Consider the following 21,728-nt stretch of genomic DNA (forward strand, 5'->3'; position numbering starts at 1 on the left):
TGCCGCGAAAAGGCGAGAAATGCGTGTGCGTCGTCATGTCTGAGCCGGGAAAGCCCGTTCTGAGCGTCGAGGGGCTGTCGGTCGCCTTCGACGGTGCGCCGGTGGTGCGCGACGTGACGCTCGACCTCGTGGCCGGTGAGATCCTGTGCCTGGTGGGTCCGTCGGGAACGGGGAAATCCGTGATGGCGCGCGCGGTGCTGCGCCTTGACGAGGCGGCACGGGTGACCGGCGGGCGCGTCGCGGTGGACGGGCGCGACGTCACGCGCGCCGGGGGTCGCACCCTGCGACGATTGCGCGGGGCCGAGATCGGGATGATCTTCCAGGAGCCTGTCGCCGCACTCGACCCGGTGCGCCGGATCGGCGCGCAACTGCGCGAGACGCTGGCGCTTGACGGGCGGAACGGGCGGGCGGAGGCGGAAGGGTGGCTTGTGCGGGTGGGGCTGGGGCGCGAGGTGATGGCGGCCTATCCGCACGAGCTTTCGGGCGGGATGTGCCAGCGGGTGATGATCGCGCTGGCGCTGGCGCGGCGGCCCAGGGTGCTGATCGCGGACGAGCCCACGACCGCCCTCGACGCCGTGACGCAGGCGGGGATCCTCGCGCTTCTCGACCGGCTGAAGCGGGAGGAGGGGCTGGCGATCCTGCTCATCACGCATGATGCGCAGGTGGCCCGCGCCGTGGGCGACCGGGTGGCACATATGCGGAACGGACGGATCGAGCGCATCGTGCCGGTGGCGGATGACGCGGGGCCCGACCCGGCGCGCGGGCCTTTCCGCCGACCCGCGCGCGACCGCGAGGCGGTGCTCGAGCTGCGGGGCCTCGGGGTGAGCCATGGCGCCGGGCCGCCCGCGCTGCACGACGTCACGCTGACGGTGCGCAGGGGCGAGATGCTGGCGCTGGTGGGACAGTCGGGATCGGGAAAGACGACGCTCGGACGCGCGGCGCTGCGCCTCGAGGGGCGGGCCGGAATGGCCGGGCAGATCGCGCTCGAGGGACGGGACATCACGCATCTGGAGGGTGGCGCGTTGCGTGCCGTGCGCGCCCGGATGCAGATGGTGTTCCAGGACCCGATGCAGAGCCTCGATGCGCGGCGAAGCGTCGGGCGCCAGATCGGTGACAGCCTGCGCAATTTCGGCGTGCCGCGTGCCGAGGTGGCGCACCGCGTTACCGCCATCGCGGAGCAGATGGGGCTTGATCCGGCCCTTCTGTCGCGACGGCCGGGCGGGTTGTCGGGCGGTCAGCGGCAGCGCGCGGCGCTGGCGCGGGCGCTGGTGCTCGACCCCGCGCTCCTTGTCGCGGACGAGGCGTTCGCGGCGCTCGACCCGGAGATGCGTGAGCGTATGGCGGGTCTGCTGATCGAGGCGCAGGAGGTGCGCGACCTGGCCTGTCTCTTCATCAGCCACGACATAGCGCAAGTGGCGCGGATCGCGCATCGCATCGCGGTGCTGTGGCGGGGCCGCGTGGTCGAAATCGGCCCCGCCGAGGCGGTGATGACCCGGCCCGCGCATCCCTATACCCGCGCGCTCATCGCCGCGAGCCGGGGAAAGGTCATGGCGCTGCCGCACGCGCCGGAAGAGGGCGCCGCCCTGGGTGAAATCGCGCCGGGCCACTATGTTCTGGCGCGCGAATCTGCTTAGGTCATCCGCGAGCATCCCCGAACCGCCGGAGCCCCGCCATGCCCGTCAAGAACCGCTTTGCCGAGTTGCACGACACGATCACCGAGTGGCGCCGTGACATCCACGCGCATCCCGAACTCCTGTTCGACACGCACCGCACCAGCGCGCTGGTCGAGGAGAAGCTGCGCGCGTTCGGTTGTGACGAGGTGGTCACGGGGATCGGGCGCACGGGAGTCGTCGGGGTCATCAGGGGGCGCAAGGACGGATCCGGCAAGGTGGTGGGCCTGCGCGCCGACATGGACGCGCTGCCCATCCACGAGGCGACGGGCGCGGAATACGCCTCGAAGACGCCGGGGGTGATGCATGCCTGCGGTCATGACGGGCATACGGCGATGCTCTTGGGTGCCGCGCAATACCTGGCCGAGACGCGCAATTTCGACGGCACCGCCGTGGTGATCTTCCAACCCGCCGAGGAGGGTGGCGGCGGGGGCCGCGAGATGTGCGAGGACGGGCTGATGGCGCGCTTCGGCATCCAGGAGGTCTATGGGATGCACAACTGGCCCGGCCTGCCCAAGGGGCGATTCGCGATCCGGCCCGGTGCGTTCTTTGCCGCGACCGCGAAGATCGAGATCGAGATCACGGGGCAGGGCGGACATGCGGCGAAACCGCACGAGACCGTCGATCCCACCGTGATCGCGAGCCACCTCGTGACGGCGCTTCAGACGATCGCGTCGCGCAACGCCGATCCGACCGGGCAGATCGTCGTCTCGGTCACGTCCTTCGAGACCTCGTCCACCGCTTTCAACGTGATTCCGGGCAAGGTGCTGCTCAAGGGCACGGTGCGCACGCTCGACCCGGCGATGAGCGATCTGGCGGAGGCGCGCATCACCGCGCTCGCCAAGGGCATCGCCGGGGGGTTCGGTGCCACGGTCGAGGTGACCTACGAGCGGCAGTATCCGGTGATGGCGAATCATCCCGACCAGACGGATTTCGTCGCCGACGTGGCGCGGGCCGTCGCGGGCGCGTGCGATGACGCGCCGCTGGTCATGGGGGGCGAGGATTTCGCCTTCATGCTCGAAGAGCGGCCGGGGGCCTACATCCTGCTGGGCAACGGCGATACGGCGGCGGTTCACAGCGCCGGTTACGATTTCGATGACGGGATCGTCCCGACGGGATGCAGCTGGTGGGCGGAGGTCGTGGAACGGCGGATGCCGATCTGAGCCGCGTCTCACCCGCTGACCCGGACCTTCGGCAGGGCGCGGCGGGTGCGTTTGCAGGCATACATCGCATGATCGGCGTGGCGCAGCAGGTCCGAGACGGTCGTGCCATGCACGCAGAAGACCGCCCGCCCGAGGCTCGCCCCGAGTGTCACCTCACCCGCGCGGTCGATGCGGAAGGGCGTGTCGAAAGCCGCCATGAGACGCGCCTCGCGCCGGTCGAGGGTGGCGGGATCCCCGGCATCGCGGAAGATGAAGGCGAATTCGTCGCCGCCGAGGCGCCCGGCGAGGTCGGGCCGCTCGAGTGCGCCGCGCAGGCGGTCCGCCACCTGCCGCAGGAGCGCATCGCCGGTGTCGTGGCCGTGGCTGTCGTTGATCGCCTTGAACCCGTCGAGGTCGAGGATGGCGAGCGCGAAGGACACGCCGGTCCGCCGCGTGCGATGCAGCGAGGTTTCGAGCTGATCGAGAAGGGTGGTGCGGTTCAGCAGGCGCGTCAGGGGATCGTGAAGCACCTGGTCATGCAGGAGGTTCAACGTCGAATCGCGCACCGTGGTCGGCCGGATCTGGGCAACGATATGGGAGGCGGCGCCCGACGGATCGCTCACCAACGTGACGTCAAGCTCGCACCAGATGTAATCGCCCCGTGCGCGGCGATAGCGTTTCAGGAGCGAGTAGCTTCCGGTTCCGGCGGCGACGAGGCGTTCGAAATGGGCGTCGTCGCGCAGCAGGTCCTCGGGATGGGTCACGTCGCGGAAGCTTTTGCGCAGGAGGTCGCGGCGGGGCATCTGGAAGATGCGCTCGAGCTCGGGGGAGGCATCGACGAGCCGCCCGTCCATCCCGACGATGGCCACGCCGCCCGCTTCCTCGGAACTGACGAGGCGCGGCAGGTCGCGGAGGAGATCGGTGGCGAATTTCATGCGCGCAGGATGCCATCGGAAAGGTTAACGCGCGGTTAATGCCCGCCCCCGTCCTGCCTGCGATTGCGGGCGATTTTGCGGTTTCCCTGTTCCCGCCGGACCGATATGAGGGGCGCGGTGAAAACACCTGCCGCCGGAAAGGAACGCTATGGCCAATGTCGTTGTCGTGGGCGCCCAGTGGGGCGACGAGGGAAAAGGCAAGATCGTCGATTGGCTGAGCGAGCGCGCGGACGTGATCGCGCGGTTCCAGGGTGGCCACAACGCGGGTCACACGCTCGTCGTCGATGGCGAGGTCTACAAGCTGAACGCGCTGCCCTCGGGGGTGGTGCGGGGCGGCAAGCTGTCGGTCATCGGCAACGGCGTGGTGCTGGACCCCTGGCACCTTGTGAACGAGATCGCGTCGATCCGCGAGCAGGGCGTGGAGATCACGCCCGAGACACTGATGATCGCCGAGAACACGCCGCTCATCCTGCCCATTCACGGCGAGCTGGACCGTGCGCGCGAGGAAGCCGCGAGCAAGGGCACGAAGATCGGCACGACGGGGCGCGGCATCGGCCCGGCCTACGAGGACAAGGTCGGCCGCCGGTCGGTCCGGGTGGCGGACCTGGCCGATGCGGCGACGCTCGAGGCGCGGGTGGACCGGGCGCTTCAGCACCACGATCCGCTGCGCCGGGGCCTCGGCATCGAGCCCGTCGACCGCGACGGCCTGATCGCGCGGCTGAGGGAGATCGCGCCCGAGATCCTGCCCTATGCCGCGCCGGTCTGGAAGGTCCTGAACGAGCGCAAGAAGCGCGGCCAGCGTATCCTCTTCGAAGGGGCGCAGGGCGCGCTTCTCGACATAGATTTCGGCACCTATCCCTTCGTCACCTCCTCGAACGTGATCGCGGGCCAGGCGGCGACGGGCGTGGGCGTGGGGCCCGGTTCGATCGACTACGTCCTGGGAATCGTGAAGGCCTATACCACCCGCGTGGGCGAGGGGCCGTTTCCCACCGAGCTCGACGATGATGACGGGCAGCGGCTGGGCGAGCGCGGACGCGAGTTCGGGACGGTCACGGGACGCAAGCGGCGCTGCGGATGGTTCGATGCCGCGCTCGTGCGTCAGACCTGCGCGACGAGCGGGGTCACGGGCATCTCGCTCACCAAGCTCGACGTTCTGGACGGGTTCGAGACGTTGAAGATCTGCGTGGGTTACGAGCTTGACGGTGAGCGGCTCGACTACCTGCCAACGGCGACGGAGCAGCAATGGCGCTGCACCCCCGTCTACGAGGAATTGCCCGGCTGGAGCGAGACGACGGAGGGCGCGCGAAGCTGGGCGGACCTGCCCGCGAACGCGATCAAATACGTGCGCCGCGTCGAGGAGTTGATCGAATGTCCCGTGGCGCTACTCTCCACCTCACCCGAGCGGGAGGACACGATCCTCGTCACCGACCCGTTCGCGGACTGAGAGGCGACAGGCGGGAAGGATTGGCATGGCACTGAGTTACAAGGCGCGCAGGCGCTGGTCCCTGATCATCCTCCTGATCGGTCTGCCGCTCTATATCGTGGTGGCGGTGACGCTGACCGACTGGCTGCGCCGGACATGGCCGGATATTCCCGGCTTCGTCGAGTTCGTGGTTTTCGTCGTGCTCGGCATCGTCTGGGCGCTGCCGCTGCGCGCGGTCTTTCTCGGCGTGGGGCAGGAAGACCCCGACGCCCGGGACTGAGCGGGGGCGCGCCGGCGGCGGGAACAGGCCGCGGCGGTTCGATGTTCGGCTGTCGGGGCTGCGGAAGGAGACATGACCATGCAGGACGAGGACACACCCGGCGACACACCCTGCCACGCGCACCTGATGATCGGCGGACACGCCGTCGATCCCGAGACGGCGCGCGACGTGGCGCGGTTCCGCAAGGGCGAGCGCGCGCGGCTCTACGAGGCGCGCGAGGCGTGGAGCGTCGCCGAGCGACAGGAGATGGGCGAGGTTATCGGCCGCACGCTCGATGCGGAGCTGGGCGACGTTTCGGGCCGCAAGGTCGCCGTCTATTGGCCCATCCGCTGCGAGCCGAACTTGCGCGACTGGATGACGCGCGCGCATGAGGCGGGCGCGCATGTGCTGCTGCCGGTGGTGGTGGAAAAGGACGCGCCCTTGATCTTTCGCCGCTGGGCGCCCGGTTGCGCGATGGAGCGCGGCATCTGGAACATCCCGGTGCCGACGGAGGGGGCGGAAGAAGCGCCCGACCTGGTGATCTCGCCGCTTCTGGGGCTCGACCGGGAGGGGTATCGGCTGGGCAATGGCGGGGGGTATTACGACCGCACCCTCGCGGCCCTGCGCGAGAGGCCCGAGGTGGTGGGCGTGGGCTGGCCCGATTGCGGGATCGACACGATCTTTCCGATGCCCTGGGATGTGCCGATGGACAAGGCTGTGCTGGGCGACGGAGATGTCCGCGCCTTTGATCGCGACGTGCCGGAAGCGTGAGACCGGACCTGGTCAGGCGCCGGAGCGCGCCGCGATGAGATCATGCGCGAGACCTTGGGTATAGCTTTCCAGCCGGTGCAGCGCATCGTCCACCGCGCCCGCGTCCCCCGCCTCGAGCGCGTCGGCGATGGCGGTGTGCAGGCGCACGATTTCCTCGCGCGAGCGGGCGGTGAAGGTGATCATGTTCATGAGCGGCTGCATCGCCTCGACCGCACCGGCAAGCTGGTAGCTCAGCACCGGGTTTCCCGCCGCGTCCACGAGCGCACGGTGAAAGGTCACGTCCGAGGCGCAGAAGCTTTCGTCGGAGAGGGCCGGTTGGGCCTGCCGCTCCATCTCGGCGCGCATCGTGGCCAGGTGGTCGGGCGTGCGCCGCCGCGCGGCCAGCGGCGCACAGGCGCGCTCGAGCGCGAAGCGGGCTTCGCAGGCGACGTCGAAGCTGATCTCGTTCATCGACAAGAGCAGCGTCGAGGTCGTGACCTGCTGGCCGTAGGCCTCCTCGTAGCTCAGCCGGCGCACGAAGGCGCCGCCCGCCTTGCCGCGCTGTGTGCGGATGAGGGATTGCGCCGCGAGCCGCTTGAGCGCTTCGCGCACGGTGGGGCGCGAGACGCGGAACCGCTCGGCCAGTTCGGCCTCGGACGGCAGGCGCGCGTCGACGAGGATCCGGCCCTCGACGATGGCATCGCGCAGCGCCTCGGCGATCTGGGCCGAAAGATCGGCGGTTCTGTCCACGGGTTTTTCCATTTGTCTTGCATTTTAATGTCTGACATTTTGGCGGCAAGCCGACGAGTCGAAAAAAGGTGACATGATGCTCGCGCGTCCCGATCCCTACCTGCGCACGATCCTCTGGCTGGGGTTCTTCGCGCTCATCCTCGCCGCGTGGTGGGTGATGTACGCGATGGCGATGGAGATGGACCTCGACCTTCTGGGCCGGCCGGGCGAGATGGGCGCGCGGATGGCGGCGATGGATCCGCGGATGCCCATGGACATGCCCATGGCGCGCTTCGGCCCGCTGTTCGCGATGTGGGCGATCATGATGGCGGCCATGATGCTGCCGACGCTGGTGCCGACCTTGCGGTCCTACGAGGATCTGATCGGTTCGGCCAACGGCACATGGGCCGGGTGGCTCGGGGTCCTGGGCGGATATGGGCTTGTCTGGGTGGGGTTCGCCGCGCTCATCGCGGGCGCGCAACTGGCGCTTCTCTACGGCGGGGCGGTGGACATGCTGGGCATCGCGACCTCGCCCTGGCTTGCCGGGGGGCTGCTGATCGCGGTGGGCGCGTTCCAGTTCACCCGCACCAAGGAGACGTGCCACGGCGTCTGTCACAGCCCGATGACCTATTTCCTGGGCCACTGGCGCACCGGATTCGCGGGCGGGGTTCGCATGGGGCTCGGCCTCGGCGCGTTCTGCGTCGGCTGCTGCTGGGGCTTCATGGCGCTGGGCTTCGCGGGCGGGGTGATGAACCTGGCGTGGATGGGCCTTGCGACGCTTTTCATGGTGCTCGAGAAACTGCCCCAGGTCGGCCACGTGGTGACGCGGCCGATGGGCGCAATCCTGATACTTGGCGGGGTCGTCGTGCTCACCCTGCCGCAACTGACCGGAGGATGAAACATGGCGGACCGGAAACCCGAGTGGAAGATCGACGGAGAGCTTTTCCTCAACTGTTCGTGCGAGGTCTTCTGTCCTTGCGTCGTGAGCCTTGGCGCGCACCCGCCGACCGAGGGGCATTGCCATGCCTGGATGGCGATCGCGATCGACAAGGGACATTACGACGGCGAGGACCTCTCGGGTCTCAATGTCGGCATCCTGGCCGATATTCCGGGCCGGATGGGCGAGGGGAACTGGAAGGTGGCGCTCTACGTGGACGAGAAGGCCAGCGACGCGGCCTTTGACGGCATCTGCCAGATCTTCTCGGGCAAGGCGGGGGGCACCACGGGGCTTTTCACCATGCTGGTCTCGGAGATCATCGGCGTGGAGCGCGAGCCCGTGGTGATCCACCGCGAGGGGCGCAACCGCTCGATCCAGATCGGTCGCAAGATCCAGGGCGAGATCGAGATGATCGAGGGCAAGGATCCGGGCGAGCCGGTGACGATCACCAACTCGAAATACTGGATGGGCCCCGACATTCACGCCGCCGTGGGCAAGAAGAGCCGCGTGCGCGACTACGGCCGGGTCTGGGATTTCGGAGGCAAGTCCGCCGAGATCTGCCCGATCGCGTGGTCGGGTCCGGGCAAGTGATCGCGACGCCGGATTACGCGCGGCTCATGGCGCGTTACAACGCGTGGCAGAACGATAGCCTGCTCGCCGCGGCCAAGACGCTCGACCCGGTGGACCGGACGGCCGAGCGCGGCGCGTTCTTCGGCTCGATCACCGGGACGCTCAGCCATTTGCTGTGGGCCGACCTGCTATGGATGTCGCGGTTCGACGGTGGCGAGACGCCCGAGGGCGGAATCGGCGAAAGTGCGGCGCTTTTCGACGACTGGCAGGACTACCTCGCCCGGCGCGAGGCCGCGGACCGGCGGATCGTGGACTGGGCCGAGGGGCTGGACGAGGCGGCGCTCGGGGGCGATCTGACCTGGCATTCGGGCGCTCTGGGCCGGGAGGTGACGAAGCCGCGCGCCGTCTGCGTGGTGCATTTCTTCAATCACCAGACCCATCACCGGGGCCAGGTGCACGCGATGCTGACCGCAGCCGGGGCGCGCCCCGGTGATACCGACCTCGCCTTCATGCCCGGGGAGGGATGACGATGTCCGCGCCGCTGATTTCACCGTCGCGCCGGTTGCGGCGCACGCCCTTCTCGGAAGGGGTCGAGGCCGCCGGGGTCAAGGCCTACACGGTCTATAACCGGATGCTGCTGCCCACGGTCTTCGAGAGCGTCGAGGCGGATTATCACCATCTGAAGCGCCATGTGCAGGTCTGGGACGTGGCGTGCGAGCGACAGGTGGAGCTGCGCGGCCCCGAGGCGGGGCGATTGATGCAGATGCTGACCCCGCGCGATCTGCGCGGAATGACGGCGGGGCAGTGCTTCTACGTGCCCATCGTGGACGAAACCGGCGGGATGCTGAACGATCCGGTGGCCGTGAAGCTCTCGGAGGATCGCTGGTGGATCTCGATCGCCGACAGCGACCTGCTCCTTTGGGTCAAGGGGATCGCCTATGGCTGGCGCATGGATGTGCTGGTGGACGAACCGGATGTCTCGCCCCTGGCGGTGCAGGGTCCGAAGGCGGACGACCTCATGGCGCGCGTTTTCGGCGAGAGCATCCGCGACCTGCGGTTCTTCCGCTTCAGCGTCTACGATTTCGACGGGCATGACGTGGTGATCGCGCGGTCGGGCTATTCGAAGCAGGGCGGGTTCGAGATTTATGTCGAGGGCACGGACCTCGGGATGCCGATCTGGAACGCGCTGTTCGCGGCGGGCGAGGATCTGCAGGTCCGCGCGGGCTGTCCCAACGGGATCGAGCGGATCGAGGCGGGCTTGCTGAGCTATGGCAACGACATGACCGACGACAACACGCCGCATGAATGCGGGCTGGGCCGGTTCTGCAATACGCAGACGGCGATCGGCTGCATCGGGCGGGACGCGCTGTTGCGGGTGGCCAAGGAAGGCCCGGTGCAGCAGATCCGGCCCATCGCCATCGACGGCGATCCGGTGCCGCGCTGCGACCGCGCCTGGCCGCTCTTCGCCGGTGGCGAGCGGGTGGGGCAGGTGACATCGGCGGCATGGTCGCCGGATTTCGAGACGAACGTGGCCATCGGCATGGTGCGCATGACCCATTGGGACGCGGGCACACGCCTGCGCGTCGATATGAACGGCACCGACCGCGCCGCCGAGGTGCAGGCGGGCTTCTGGCTCTGATCGGGGCGGGAAAATTCTGCGAATTTTCCTTGCCTCCGGCGGGAGTATTTTTGGCAAGATGAAAAGAGGAGAGTGACGATGGCATTCAACGCGCTTTTGGTCGAGAAGGACGAGGAAAGCGGCAAGACCTCCGCATCCGTGCAGCAGATCGGCGAGGATCGCCTGCCCGACGGCGAGGTGACTGTCGCGGTCGAGTATTCGACGGTGAACTACAAGGACGGGCTCTGCATCGGGCCGGGTGGGGGCCTCGTGCGCAACTACCCGCATGTGCCGGGGATCGACTTCGCGGGCACCGTCGAGGCGTCGGACGATGATCGCTACAAGCCCGGCGACAAGGTGGTGCTGACCGGCTGGCGCGTGGGCGAGGCGCATTGGGGCGGCTATGCCCAGAAGGCGCGGGTCAGGGCCGATTGGCTGGTGCCGCTGCCCGAGGGGCTCGACACGCGGGCCGCGATGGCCGTGGGCACCGCCGGGTTCACCGCGATGCTGGCGGTCATGGCGCTCGAGGATCACGGGTTGAAGAAGGGTCCGGTGCTCGTGACCGGGGCCGCTGGCGGCGTGGGGTCGGTGGCGACCGCGATCCTGGCCAACCTGGGCCACGAGGTCGCGGCGGTGACCGGGCGGCCCGAGCAGGAGGACTACCTGAAGGGCCTGGGCGCGCGCGAGATCGTCCCGCGCGAGGAGCTGACCGAGGTGACGAAGAAGCCGCTCGAGAGCGAGAAATGGGGCGGCTGCGTCGATGCGGTGGCGGGCGCGATGCTGGGCCGGGTCCTCAAGCAGATGGAATACGGCGCATCGGTCGCGGCGATCGGCCTTGCCGGAGGGCCGGCCATCGAGGGCGCGCTGATCACGCCTTTCATCCTGCGCGGGGTCAACCTCCTGGGTATCGACTCGGTGATGCAGCCTTATGACAACCGCATCCGCGCCTGGAAGCGGATCGCGCGGGACCTGCCCATGGAGAAGCTCGAGAGCATGGTGCAGACCGCGACGCTGGCGGATTTGCCGAAGCTCGGGGGCGATATCCTCAAGGGCCAGGTCAAGGGGCGCGTTGTCGTCGACGTGAACGGCTGAGGCTTGCAAGGCCGCGCTCTCTCCCGCATGAAGGCGCGGGGGAGAGAGCGATGGGCGACCACGACGAGCTGACGATCCGGCCGGCCCGCGAGGGCGATTTCGAAGCGCTATGGCCCATCCTGCGCGACGTCATCCGCGCGGGCGAGACCTATGCCATCGACCCCCACCTGTCGCAGGACCGTATCCGCGCGTTCTGGATGGAGACGCCGCGCGCGACCTACGTGGCCGAGCGGGCGGGCGAGATACTCGGCACCTATTACATCAAGACCAACGCCCAGGGCGGCGGCGCGCATGTCTGCAACTGCGGCTACATGACCTCCGCCGCGGCGCGCGGCCGAGGCGTGGCGCGTGCCATGTGCCGGCACAGCCAGGACGAGGCGCGGCGGCTGGGTTATCTCGCCATGCAGTTCAACTGCGTGGTCGAGACCAATGCGGGCGCGATCCGGCTCTGGGAGAGCGAGGGGTTCGAAACGGTGGGACGCCTGCCAGACACCTTCCAGCATCCCGAGCAGGGCTTCGTTTCGGCCCGCGTCATGTTCAAGTGGCTGGGCGAGCGGGGCTGAGGCGGCCGCCCGCGGGGAGTTTTACGGGAAATGGTGGGATGGATCGTCTCGCGACACGAATCGTGGGGCGAATCCTGCCGGGATTCGCGGGTTATCGTGGGTGATCCTGTGGTGTGATCGGCTGTGGATCGCAAAAATCCGAAAAAAATCCGGGAAATCGTGGGAGAAATTCAGGACCATGTTTCTGCGCTATATATAGCGTCACTCCGACAAGTTGTTACAAGGTGATGCGTTGAAATGGCCAAACTTGGCACATAATCTTGTTTTCCGGCCGTGTCGAAAACAACATCGAGTATCCTGTTCCCGTAAAAAACTGTTGCGCCCCATGAATTCCCATGTCATCCCTATAACCACGATGAGGACGGGAAAACAGAGGGTCGCCAAGAACCCCACCAAACTCCCAAAGTCAGGTTTCATACAGGCACCCGCTTTCATCGAAACGAAGAGATCCGGCGCGCGGGCGAGCAGACATCCCCCCAGGTGGCGCGCGCAGTCGGACACCCCGCAATAGCGGGACGAGGGCGGCGGATAGGGCAGTGGCAGCAGCTCTATCCGTCGTTTTCGGTTTCAGGGGGCGAGTTGTGAGGGACCGAAAGGACAGTGGGTCGCAGGTTCAGAGGTGAAAGCCACCACAAGGTGGACGCGAAGGGCAGGGTGTCGATCCCGGCCTCGTTTCGCCGTGTGCTTGAAGCCTCCGATCCAAACTGGCGCGACGGCGACAATCCCGAACTGGTCATCGTCTATGGCGACCATCGCCGCAACTTCCTTGAATGCTATACCATCGAGGCGATCGAGGAGGTCGACGCCAAGATCGACAGCCTCCCGCGCGGCTCGATGGAGCGGAAGATGCTTCAGCGGCTGTTTCACGGCCAATCCTTTCCGACGAACGTGGACGAGACCGGGCGGCTTGTGCTGCCCGCGAAGCTGCGTGCCAAGATCGGCCTCGAGAACGAGGCGTTCTTCATCGCCGCGGGCGACACGTTCCAGATCTGGAAGCCCGAGACCTACGAGGCCGAGGAACTGGCCCGCACCGAGGAGTGGCTCGACGAGTTGCCCGAGGATTTCGATCCGCTCATCTTCCTGGACAGCGCGAAGGAGGAGTGAGGGATGTCCCCGGCTGCCGCATCACTCCCCGACCAAGACCCGCATATCCCCGTCCTGATCCGCCCGCTCATCGCGGCGGTGTCCCCGGTACGGGGCACGTGGCTTGACGGGACGCTCGGCGCAGGCGGCTACGCGCGCGCGCTTCTGGAGGCGGGGGCGCGGAAGGTCATCGGCGTGGATCGCGACCCGCTGGCGCATGAACTGGCGGCGGTGTGGGGCGAGGATTACGGCGACCGGCTGGAACTGGTCCAGGGGGTTTTCTCGCGGATGGACACCTATGCGCAGGATCTCGACGGCGTGGTGCTCGACCTCGGCGTGTCGTCCATGCAGCTCGACCAGGCGCAGCGCGGCTTCTCGTTCCAGAAGGACGGCCCGCTCGACATGCGGATGAGCCAGGAGGGTCCGACGGCGGCCGAGATCGTCAATACCGCGGAGGAAGGCGCGCTGGCCGACATCCTTTTCCACTATGGCGAGGAACGCGCGAGCCGGCGCATCGCGCGGGCCATCGTCAAGGCGCGGCAGGTGGCGCCCATCGTCACGACCGGACAGTTGACCGAGATCGTCGAGTCCTGTCTGCCGCGTGCCAAGCCTGGACAGGCGCATCCCGCCACCCGCAGCTTCCAGGCGCTGCGCATCGCGGTGAATGACGAATACGGCGAACTCGCCGAGGGGCTTGCCGCGGCGGAACGTGCGCTTGCGCCCGGCGGGGCGCTGGCGGTCGTGACCTTTCATTCGATCGAGGACCGCATGGTCAAGCGCTTCATCCAGTCGCGCCTTGGCGGGGCCGGGCGGGGAAGCCGCCATGCGCCGGCGACCGAGGAGACCGCGCCGCAATTCACGCAGGAGCAGCGCAAGGCCATCGCCGCCGACGAGACGGAGATCTCCGAGAACCCGCGCGCCCGGAGTGCCCGGCTTCGTGTCGCGTTTCGCACCGATGCGCCGCCCGCGCCACTCGACCGGCGGGCCATCGGCATGCCCCAACCAGGAAAGTCGTTCTGATGCGCAGTTTCCTCTATATCCTCAGTGCCCTCGCGGTGATCGGCCTGGCCTTCTGGGCGTATCGCGAGAATTACGAGACGAAGGCCGCGCAGGATCGTGCCGAGCGGCTGGAGCGCCAGATCTCCTACCAGCGGGAGCGCCTGCGCATCCTGCGGGCGGAGTGGGCCTATCTCAACCGTCCCGACCGGCTTAGGGAGCTGGCGGAGATCAACTTCGACCGCCTGGGCCTCGTGCCGCTGCAATCGCATCAGTTCGGACGCATCGAGCAGGTCGCCTATCCGCCCACGGGGATCGACGCGCTCGACATAGATTTCGACGCCTCGGTAGAGGTGTCCAGCACGGGAGATGAGCCATGATCCGCACGCCGCTGCGCCCGCTTGCGCGCATTCTCAAGGTTCGCCGCGAGGGCGGCAATCCCGACGCCATCGAGCGCGAGAACATCCGGCTGCGCCACGAGGAGATGCGCGACCGGGAGCGGCGCCGCGCCGAGGGGCGGCTGCTGGTGATGGGCGTGGCGTTCTTCCTGGCGTTCTGCACGGTGGGCGGGCGCATGGCGGTCCTGGCGCAGTCCGAGCCCGAGGAGCGCCGCGCGAGCGCCGCGGGATCGGCGATCTACGCGCAGCGCGCGGATATCGTGGACCGCAAGGGCCGCATCCTGGCCACGAATTTCGATACCCACAGCCTCTATGCCCAGCCGCAGCAGATGATCGAGCCCGAACGCGCCGCTGCCGAGCTCGTGGCGATCTTTCCCGATCTGAATCACGACCGCCTTGTCCGGGACTTCACCGGGAAGCGCAAGTTCCTGTGGGTGAAGAAGAAAATCAGTCCTGAGCAACGCCAGGCGGTGCATGACATCGGCGAGCCCGGTCTTCTGTTCGGGCCGCGCGAGATGCGGCTTTATCCCAACGGCAGGCTTGCGGCGCACGTGTTGGGCGGCGCGACCTTCGGGCGCGAGGGGGTCCACGCGGCCGAGGTGATCGGGGTGGCGGGGATCGAGAAATATCTCGACGACCGGCTGCGCGATCCGGCGCAGGGGCACAAGCCGCTGCAACTTTCGCTCGACCTCACGGTGCAGGCGGCGGTGGAGCGCGTGCTTTACGGCGGGATGCGGCTGATGAACGCCAAGGGTGCCGCGGCGGTGCTGATGGACGCGCATACGGGCGAGATCGTCTCGATCGCGTCGCTGCCGGATTTCGACCCGAACGACCGTCCGCGCCCGCTGACCAAGGGCGACGCGAGCGACAGTCCGCTATTCAATCGCTCGGTGCAGGGTGTCTACGAGCTTGGCTCCACCTTCAAGATCTTCGCGGTGGCGCAGGCGATGGAGCTTGGCCTCGTCAATCCCTCGACGGAGATCGACACGCAGGGTCCGCTTCGGCAGGACGGGTTCAACATCCGCGATTTCCGCAATTACGGCCCGAAGCTCAGCACGACGAAGGTCATCGTGAAATCCTCGAATATCGGCACGGCACGGATCGCAAAGATGATCGGCGCCGAGCGGCAGCAGGATTTCCTGAAGAGTCTCGGCTTCTTCGAGGCGACGCCGCTGGAGATCATCGAGGCGGCGGGGGGGCGGCCGCTCCTGCCGCAGCGCTGGACCGAGCTTTCGACGATGACGATCTCCTACGGGCACGGGCTTTCGTCCTCGCCGCTGCACCTGGCCGTGGGCTATGCCGCGATTGCCAATGGCGGGCGGCGCGTGACGCCCACGATCCTGCACAACCCGAACCCCGCGCCCGGCCCGCGCGTCATGAGCCAGGCCACGGCCGAGGCGGCCCGCGTCATGCTGCGCAAGGTGGTGAGCGAGGGAACGGCCAGCATGGGCGAGGTGCCGGGCTATGCCGTGGCCGGGAAAACCGGCACGGCCGACAAGCCGCGCCCGCAGGGGGGGTATTACGAGGACAAGGTCATCGCCACCTTCGCGAGCTTTTTCCCCGCGCATGATCCGAAATACGTGCTGATCGTCACGCTCGACGAGCCGGTCGAGACCTCGGGCAGCGAGCCGCGCCGCACGGCGGGCTGGACCGCCGTTCCCGTGGCCGCCGAGATCATCGCGCGGGTGGCCCCGCTGCTGGGACTGCGGCCCGAGATTGAACCCGGTCGATTGGCTGATATAACGCTGACATCCAACTGACGCGGGGCCGGGGGCAACGCGATGAGCGCCGGGGGGCAGATGCAGACGGGCCAGCAGAAGACACTGACCGAACTTGGCCTCACGGCGCAGGGCGGCGCGCAGGCGTTCGTGACCGGCCTCGCGGTCGACAGCCGCGAGGTGCGCGAGGGTTATCTGTTCGCGGCGCTGCCCGGCACGCGGGTGCATGGGGGCGAATTCATCCAGTACGCGCTGAGGCAGGGGGCGGGCGCGATCCTGACCGATGCCGAGGGGGCGATGATCGCGCGGGATGTGCTTGACGGGTCGCCCGTCGCTCTGGTGCTGGCCGAGGATCCGCGGCAGACGCTGGCCTATGCCGCCGCGCTCTGGTTCGGAGCGCAGCCCGAGGTGATGGTTGCCGTGACGGGCACCAACGGCAAGACGTCGGTGGCGAGCTTCACGCGCCAGATCTGGCACGAATTGGGCTACGAGGCTGCCAATCTCGGGACCACGGGCGTGGAAGGGGCCTATCAGCGCCCGCTGGCTCACACCACGCCGGAACCCATCACGCTTCACCGCGTCCTGTGGGAGGTGCAGGCGGCCGGTGTGACCCATGCCGCGATGGAGGCGTCGAGCCACGGTCTTGCGCAGCGCCGGCTGGACGGCGTGCAGCTCGCGGCGGCGGCCTTCACCAATTTCACGCAGGATCACCTCGATTACCACGCGACGTTCGAGGAGTATTTCGAGGCCAAGGCGGGCCTTTTCGACCGCGTGCTGCCCGAGGACGGCACGGCGGTTGTCAATATCGACGACCCGCGGGGCGCGGACATGGCGCTTATCGCCCATGACCGGGGACAGCAGGTGATCACGGTGGGCCGGGACGAGGCCGCCGACCTGATCCTGCGCGCGCAGCGATTCGAGGCGACGGGCCAGACGATGCGCTTCGACTGGGAGGGGCGCCCGTTCCAGGCGGAGGTGCCGCTCATCGGCGGGTTCCAGGGCGAGAACCTGCTGATCGCGGCGGGTCTTGCCATCGCCACCGGGTCGGATCCGGCACGGGTCTTCGAGACGTTGCCGCAGATGCGCACCGTGCGCGGGCGCATGGAGCTGGCCGCGACGCGTGAGAACGGTGCGGCGGTCTTCGTGGATTACGCGCATACGCCCGACGCGGTGAAGACGGCGCTCAGGGCTCTGCGCCCGCACGTGATGGGCCGGCTCGTCGCGATCGTGGGCGCGGGCGGCGACCGGGACACGGCGAAACGTCCGCTGATGGGGCAGGCGGCGCGGGAGAACGCGGACGTGGTGATCGTGACCGACGACAACCCGCGCACCGAGGACCCCGCCAGCATCCGGGCCGCCGTGATGAAGGGCTGTCCCGAGGCGAGCGAGGTGGGCGACCGGGCCGAGGCGATCCTGCGCGGGGTCGATGCGCTCGGCCCCGGCGACGCGCTGCTGATCCTCGGGAAGGGCCACGAGACGGGGCAGACCGTCGGCGACGACGTGCTGCCCTTCGACGATTGCGAGCAGGCAAGCGTCGCGGTCGCCGCGCTTGACGGGGCGCGGCCATGAGCGTGCTCTGGACCGCTGCCGAGGCCGCCGAGGCCACGGGCGGCGAGGCGCGGGGGAACTGGTCGGTCACGGGCGTTTCGATCGACACGCGCAGCTTGGCCTCGGGCGATCTGTTCGTGGCGCTGAAGGCGGCGCGGGACGGGCATGATTTCGTGCCACAGGCGCTGGAAAAGGGTGCGGGGGCCGCGCTCGTCTCGCGGGTGCCGGACGGGGTGGCCGGGGCCGCGCTCGTCTCGCGGGTGCCGGACGGGGTGGCCGGGGCCGCGCTCGTCTCGCGGGTGCCGGACGGGGTGGCCGGGGATGCGCCGCTCTTGCTGGTCGAGGACGTGCAGGCCGCGCTCGAGGCGCTGGGACGGGCGGCGCGGGCGCGAAGTGCCGCGCGGGTGGTGGCCGTGACGGGGTCGGTGGGCAAGACGTCGACCAAGGAGATGCTGCGCACGGTCCTTGCGCGGCAGGGTCGGACCCATGCCGCCGAAGCCAGCTACAACAATCACTGGGGCGTGCCGTTGACCCTCGCGCGGATGCCGCGCGAGACCGAGTTCGCGGTGCTTGAACTGGGCATGAACGCGCCGGGCGAGATCGCGCCGCTGAGCCGGCTCGCGCGGCCCGACGTGGCGCTTGTCACCACGATCGCACCCGCGCATCTCGAGGCCTTCGGTCATATCGACGGAATCGCGCGCGAGAAGGCGTCGATCTTCGAGGGGCTGGCCGAGGACGGTACGGCGATCGTCAATGTCGATCTGCCCACGTCGCCGATCCTTCTCGATGCCGCGCGCGCCGCCGGGGCGCGGATCGTGACCTTCGGAACGACGGCCGAGGATTTCCGGCTCGAGACCGCCGAGATCGCCGGTGACAGCACGGTGGTCCAAGCCCGCATCGCGGGCGAGGTCGCGCGCTTCAAGCTGGCGAGTGCCGGGCGCCATTTCGCGATGAACGGGCTCGCCACGCTGGCGGCGGTAGAGGCCCTGGGGGGCGATCCGGGGCGTGCCGCGCCGGACCTGGGCCTCTGGGAGCCGCCCGCCGGGCGGGGCACGCGCGAGGAGGTCGTCCTCGACCCCGCGCGGCGCGGCTGGACGCTCGAGCTGATCGACGATGCCTTCAACGCCAATCCCGCCTCGCTCGAGGCCGCGCTCGAGGTGCTGGCCGCCGCAACGCCGCGCGACGGCGTGGGCCGCATCGCGCATGGGCGGCGGATCGCGATCCTGGGTGACATGCTGGAACTGGGAGAGGACGAGATCGCGCTGCATCGCGGGGCGGCCGGAATGGCGCCAATCGGCGGCCTCGACACCGTGCATTGCGTCGGGCCGCGCATGTATCACCTCTGGGAGGCGCTGTCGCGCGACAAGCGTGGCACATGGGCCGATACGGCCGAGGAAATGGTGGCCGAACTGCCGGACCTGGTGGATGCGGGCGACGTGGTGCTGGTAAAGGGATCCAAGGTGAGCCGCGTCTCACTCGTGGCCGAGGCGCTGCGCAATACCGGGCGCCGGTCGCGCCCCAGATCCGAGGACGACTGAACACATGCTCTACTGGCTGGCCGCGCTTTCCGATGGCGGTGACTTCTTCAACCTCTTCCGCTACATCACCTTCCGCGCGGGCGGTGCCTTTCTCACGGCGCTGTTCTTCGGCTTCATCTTCGGCAAGCCGCTCATCAACGTGCTGCGCAGGCGCCAGGGCAAGGGGCAGCCCATCCGCGATGACGGCCCCGAGACGCACCTCGCCAAGGCGGGCACGCCCACGATGGGCGGGCTTCTCATCCTCTGCGCGGTCCTCACGGCGACGCTGGTCTGGGCGCGGCTCGACAATCCGTTCGTGTGGCTTGTCCTCTTCGTGACGATGGCCTTCGGCCTGATCGGGTTCGCCGACGACTATGCCAAGGTGTCGAAGGGCAATCACAATGGCGTCTCGGGCAAGCTGCGCCTCGGGATCGGTTTCCTGATCTCGGCCGCCGCGGCCTACTGGGCCACGATGTATCACCCCGCGGAGTTGCAGAACCAGCTTGCCCTGCCGGTCTTCAAGGACGTGCTCATCAACCTCGGCTATTTCTTCGTGCCGTTCGCCACGATCGTCATCGTGGGCTCGGCCAACGCGGTGAACCTGACCGACGGGCTCGACGGGCTGGCGATCATGCCGGTGATGATCGCGTCGGTGACGCTGGGAATCATCGCCTACGCGGTGGGGCGGGTCGACGTGACCGAGTATCTCGACGTCCATTACGTGCCGGGAACGGGCGAAATCCTCGTCTTCGTGGCGGGACTCGTGGGCGGGGGGCTCGGGTTCCTGTGGTACAACGCGCCGCCCGCGGCGGTCTTCATGGGCGATACCGGCTCGCTGGCGCTGGGCGGGTCGCTCGGGGCCATCGCGGTCGCGACCAAGCACGAGATCGTGCTGGCCATCGTCGGCGGCCTCTTCGTCGTCGAGGCGCTTTCGGTCATCATCCAGGTCTTCTATTTCAAGCGGACCGGAAAGCGCGTCTTCCTGATGGCGCCCATCCATCACCACTACGAGAAGAAGGGCTGGTCGGAGCCGCAGATCGTCATCCGTTTCTGGATCATCGCGATCATTCTCGCGATGATCGGACTGGCGACGCTCAAGGTGCGCTGAGCCGTCGGTGCGATCCTGCCACAGGGTGCCACGGGCCGTGCGTCGTGGCGTTGCAAACCCCGCGGGCGGGCTTATATTGATCGCATGATCAGGATGCTTCATATCAAGCCGATGCCGCTTCTCTTCCGCCCGCTTGCCCGGGCGGGTGACGCGGCGTTCTGAAGCGCCGTCCGGGTTTCGAGGTCCGCGACCTCATCTTCCACATCCTATCACCACGCCGCCGCCCCGCAGATCGTTCGAGGCGGTTCGCGCGCGACCGTCACCCCAGATCGGAGGTCTCCATGAACCAGTCCACCAGTATTCCCGCCGTGATCGTCGATGCGGCCGAGCTCGACCATCTCGAAAGCCTCGCCGCGAACGCCATGCAGCGACAGCCGGCGGTGGCCGACAAGCTGCTCGACGAGCTGGGCCGTGCCGAGATTGTCGAGACGGACCGGATGCCGCGCGATGTCGTCACAATCGGGAGCCGGGTGACGTTCCGCAACGAATCGACGCGCGCGGAGCAGACGATCACGCTCGTCTATCCCGAAGATGCGGACATATCGCGCGGTTGCGTGTCCATCGTGACGCCGATCGGTGCCGCCCTGCTGGGTCTTGCCGAGGGGGCGCAATTCGCGTGGGACGCGCGTGACAGCACGCGCCACCAGTTGACCGTCCTGAAGGTCGAGCCGCCGGTGCGCGACTAGGCCGGAGGGCGCATCATGAACAGGTGGAGCGATCTCAGGCGGCTTCTCTGGCCCGCGCTGGCGGTGATCGTCGCGCTCGCCATCGCGACGGGTAACGGGACGCTTCTGGGCTGGGTGGGCCTTGCAGATCGCCGCGAGGCGTTCGAGCCGGTGGCCGGATCGCTTGTCTATTTCAGCGTGGCCTGGCTTGCCGCGCGGCTCATCGGGTTCGCGCTCGACCGGGCCGCGCGCAGACGCCGGCAGGTGCCGCGCCTTCTGAAGGAACTGGTTGCCGTGGCGCTCTTCGCGGCGGCGCTGGTGGCGTCGATCATGCTGTTCCTGGGGCAGAGCATGGCCGGCGCACTTGCCGGGTCGGGTATCCTGCTGGCGGTGATCGGTTTTGCGATCCGCAACGTGGTGGCCGATACCCTCTCGGGCATCGCGCTCGGGCTCGAGGGGCCGTTCAGGATCGGCGACTGGGTCGATATCGACGGCATGGGCAGTGGCAAGGTGATCGAGATCGGCTGGCGCACGACGCGCATCCTTACCCGCGATTCGACCTACATGGTATTGCCGAACAGCCAGATCGCGCGCCAGAAGCTCACGAACTTCAGCGCGCCGCGCCGCAATTTCCGCGCGCGGATCGAGGTGGTGTTGAGCTACGAGCTTCCGATCGCCGAGGCGCGCGATCTCCTGCGCGAGGCGGCCGCGGGGGCGCAGACCGTCCAGCAGGACCCGGCGCCGGATGTGCGCGTGCTTCGGCAGGATGGCGAAGGGATCCATTACGCCGTCCGCTACTGGGTGCGCCGCTATGACGACGAGATCGACTGCCGGGACGAGCTCCACGGCCTGATCGACGCGGCCTTGCGCGCCCGTGATGTACCGCCGCCGCGCCGGGAGTTGCGCATCGTGAAGGACGATCTTGCAACCTGGGCCATCCCCTCGCGAGAGGCTGGCATAGAAAGAGCCGATCGGATACCTCTCTCGGGCGAATGACGGCAGGCAGG

At 68.2% G+C, this 21,728-nt stretch carries 22 protein-coding genes; 20 read left to right on the forward strand and 2 right to left on the reverse strand.

The genetic code is table 11. From position 1 onward, the window contains the following. The first annotated feature begins 35 nt into the window (after positions 1–35). Both K1T73_RS07445 and K1T73_RS07450 read left to right on the forward strand, forming a co-directional pair. Positions 36–1,634, forward strand: a complete 1,599-nt coding sequence (locus tag K1T73_RS07445) for an ABC transporter ATP-binding protein (RefSeq protein WP_220603297.1) — start codon at positions 36–38, stop codon at positions 1,632–1,634. Between the two features lie 38 nt (positions 1,635–1,672). Then, a complete protein-coding gene (locus K1T73_RS07450) occupies positions 1,673–2,833 on the forward strand; it encodes a M20 aminoacylase family protein (protein ID WP_220603298.1) in 1,161 nt (386 codons plus the stop codon). An 8-nt stretch (positions 2,834–2,841) separates the two neighbouring features. Here K1T73_RS07450 and K1T73_RS07455 read toward each other — a convergent pair whose 3' ends face one another. Further along, positions 2,842–3,747, reverse strand: a complete 906-nt coding sequence (locus K1T73_RS07455) for a GGDEF domain-containing protein (RefSeq protein ID WP_220603299.1) — start codon at positions 3,745–3,747, stop codon at positions 2,842–2,844. A gap of 148 nt (positions 3,748–3,895) precedes the next feature. Between K1T73_RS07455 and K1T73_RS07460 the strand changes: the two genes are divergently transcribed. The 3 genes from K1T73_RS07460 to K1T73_RS07470 all read left to right on the forward strand — a co-directional run bounded on the left by K1T73_RS07460 (position 3,896) and on the right by K1T73_RS07470 (position 6,200). After that, positions 3,896–5,191: an adenylosuccinate synthase gene (locus tag K1T73_RS07460; protein ID WP_220603300.1), complete on the forward strand. Its 1,296-nt coding sequence runs from the start codon at positions 3,896–3,898 to the stop codon at positions 5,189–5,191. A gap of 25 nt (positions 5,192–5,216) precedes the next feature. Then, positions 5,217–5,450, forward strand: coding sequence for a DUF2842 domain-containing protein (locus K1T73_RS07465; RefSeq protein ID WP_220603301.1), 234 nt, complete (start codon positions 5,217–5,219; stop codon positions 5,448–5,450). A gap of 78 nt (positions 5,451–5,528) precedes the next feature. After that, complete coding sequence (locus K1T73_RS07470; RefSeq protein WP_310794414.1) at positions 5,529–6,200, forward strand: 5-formyltetrahydrofolate cyclo-ligase; 672 nt, start codon at positions 5,529–5,531, stop codon at positions 6,198–6,200. A gap of 12 nt (positions 6,201–6,212) precedes the next feature. Here the strand turns inward: K1T73_RS07470 and K1T73_RS07475 are convergent, their stop codons facing one another. Then, positions 6,213–6,929, reverse strand: a complete 717-nt coding sequence (locus K1T73_RS07475) for a FadR/GntR family transcriptional regulator (protein ID WP_259400490.1) — start codon at positions 6,927–6,929, stop codon at positions 6,213–6,215. Between the two features lie 73 nt (positions 6,930–7,002). Between K1T73_RS07475 and K1T73_RS07480 the strand changes: the two genes are divergently transcribed. The 15 genes from K1T73_RS07480 (at position 7,003) to K1T73_RS07550 (ending at position 21,717) form a co-directional block, all read left to right on the forward strand. Further along, positions 7,003–7,806, forward strand: coding sequence for a DUF2182 domain-containing protein (locus tag K1T73_RS07480; protein WP_409077735.1), 804 nt, complete (start codon positions 7,003–7,005; stop codon positions 7,804–7,806). Positions 7,807–7,809: 3 nt separating this feature from the next. Next, positions 7,810–8,436, forward strand: coding sequence for a DUF1326 domain-containing protein (locus tag K1T73_RS07485; RefSeq protein ID WP_220603304.1), 627 nt, complete (start codon positions 7,810–7,812; stop codon positions 8,434–8,436). Next, complete coding sequence (locus K1T73_RS07490) at positions 8,433–8,942, forward strand: DinB family protein (protein ID WP_310794415.1); 510 nt, start codon at positions 8,433–8,435, stop codon at positions 8,940–8,942. The genes K1T73_RS07485 and K1T73_RS07490 overlap by 4 nt, the downstream gene beginning before the upstream one ends. A gap of 2 nt (positions 8,943–8,944) precedes the next feature. Then, a complete protein-coding gene (locus tag K1T73_RS07495) occupies positions 8,945–10,054 on the forward strand; it encodes a dimethylsulfoniopropionate demethylase (RefSeq protein WP_220603305.1) in 1,110 nt (369 codons plus the stop codon). A gap of 78 nt (positions 10,055–10,132) precedes the next feature. Continuing rightward, positions 10,133–11,125 carry an acryloyl-CoA reductase gene (gene acuI / locus K1T73_RS07500; RefSeq protein WP_220603306.1) on the forward strand — a complete coding sequence of 331 codons (993 nt, stop codon included), beginning with the start codon at positions 10,133–10,135 and terminating at the stop codon, positions 11,123–11,125. A gap of 50 nt (positions 11,126–11,175) precedes the next feature. Then, positions 11,176–11,688: a GNAT family N-acetyltransferase gene (locus K1T73_RS07505; RefSeq protein WP_220603307.1), complete on the forward strand. Its 513-nt coding sequence runs from the start codon at positions 11,176–11,178 to the stop codon at positions 11,686–11,688. 600 nt (positions 11,689–12,288) lie between these two features. Next, positions 12,289–12,792, forward strand: a complete 504-nt coding sequence (mraZ, locus tag K1T73_RS07510; protein ID WP_220603308.1) for a division/cell wall cluster transcriptional repressor MraZ — start codon at positions 12,289–12,291, stop codon at positions 12,790–12,792. Between the two features lie 3 nt (positions 12,793–12,795). After that, entirely contained in the window at positions 12,796–13,791 is a 996-nt protein-coding gene (gene rsmH / locus K1T73_RS07515; protein WP_220603309.1) for a 16S rRNA (cytosine(1402)-N(4))-methyltransferase RsmH, read from the forward strand. After that, positions 13,791–14,147, forward strand: coding sequence for a cell division protein FtsL (locus K1T73_RS07520; RefSeq protein ID WP_220603310.1), 357 nt, complete (start codon positions 13,791–13,793; stop codon positions 14,145–14,147). The genes rsmH and K1T73_RS07520 overlap by 1 nt, the downstream gene beginning before the upstream one ends. Then, positions 14,144–15,925, forward strand: coding sequence for a penicillin-binding protein 2 (locus K1T73_RS07525; protein ID WP_220603311.1), 1,782 nt, complete (start codon positions 14,144–14,146; stop codon positions 15,923–15,925). Before K1T73_RS07520 ends, K1T73_RS07525 begins: the two co-directional genes overlap by 4 nt. Before the next feature lie 21 nt (positions 15,926–15,946). Beyond that, positions 15,947–17,452, forward strand: a complete 1,506-nt coding sequence (locus K1T73_RS07530) for a UDP-N-acetylmuramoyl-L-alanyl-D-glutamate--2,6-diaminopimelate ligase (RefSeq protein ID WP_259400491.1) — start codon at positions 15,947–15,949, stop codon at positions 17,450–17,452. After that, positions 17,449–18,969: a UDP-N-acetylmuramoyl-tripeptide--D-alanyl-D-alanine ligase gene (gene murF / locus K1T73_RS07535; protein WP_220603312.1), complete on the forward strand. Its 1,521-nt coding sequence runs from the start codon at positions 17,449–17,451 to the stop codon at positions 18,967–18,969. Before K1T73_RS07530 ends, murF begins: the two co-directional genes overlap by 4 nt. A 4-nt stretch (positions 18,970–18,973) precedes the next feature. Further along, positions 18,974–20,056, forward strand: a complete 1,083-nt coding sequence (gene mraY, locus K1T73_RS07540) for a phospho-N-acetylmuramoyl-pentapeptide-transferase (protein WP_220603313.1) — start codon at positions 18,974–18,976, stop codon at positions 20,054–20,056. 281 nt (positions 20,057–20,337) lie between these two features. After that, entirely contained in the window at positions 20,338–20,742 is a 405-nt protein-coding gene (gene rnk / locus K1T73_RS07545) for a nucleoside diphosphate kinase regulator (RefSeq protein WP_220603314.1), read from the forward strand. A gap of 15 nt (positions 20,743–20,757) precedes the next feature. After that, the gene (locus K1T73_RS07550) at positions 20,758–21,717 is read left to right on the forward strand and encodes a mechanosensitive ion channel family protein (RefSeq protein WP_220603315.1); all 960 of its coding nucleotides are present in this window, start codon (positions 20,758–20,760) and stop codon (positions 21,715–21,717) included. Positions 21,718–21,728 lie beyond the last annotated feature (11 nt).

The sequence above is a fragment of the Roseovarius sp. SCSIO 43702 genome, from assembly GCF_019599045.1.
Classification (GTDB): domain Bacteria; phylum Pseudomonadota; class Alphaproteobacteria; order Rhodobacterales; family Rhodobacteraceae; genus Roseovarius.